Genomic DNA, 268 nt, shown 5'->3' with positions numbered 1-268 from the left:
CCATCCGCACCTTGTACCCGCAGATCAATGATCAGCAACTGATCGCGTTTCGACAGCACTACGCGGACCACTACATCGCCCTGGAAGCCGAGCCTTCACCCTTGTTTGACGGTGTGAGGCAATCGCTTGAGGCGTTCCGCGCCCAGGGCTATTACCTCGCCGTGGCTACCGGCAAGGCCCGTCGCGGGCTGGACCGCGTGCTCAAGGCCCATGGCTGGGATGATTATTTCGACATTACCCGTGCCGCGGATGAAACCGCCGGCAAACC

At 61.2% G+C, this 268-nt stretch carries 1 protein-coding gene; it reads left to right on the top strand.

Annotated features, from left to right (window positions below; genetic code table 11):
* A partial coding sequence (locus tag AC0L3B_RS39565; RefSeq protein WP_473383270.1) for an HAD family hydrolase occupies nt 1-268 on the top strand: 268 nt, incomplete at both ends.

The organism is Bradyrhizobium sp. Kon56, from assembly GCF_055807635.1.
This window is presented reverse-complemented; position numbering and strand designations above follow the sequence as displayed.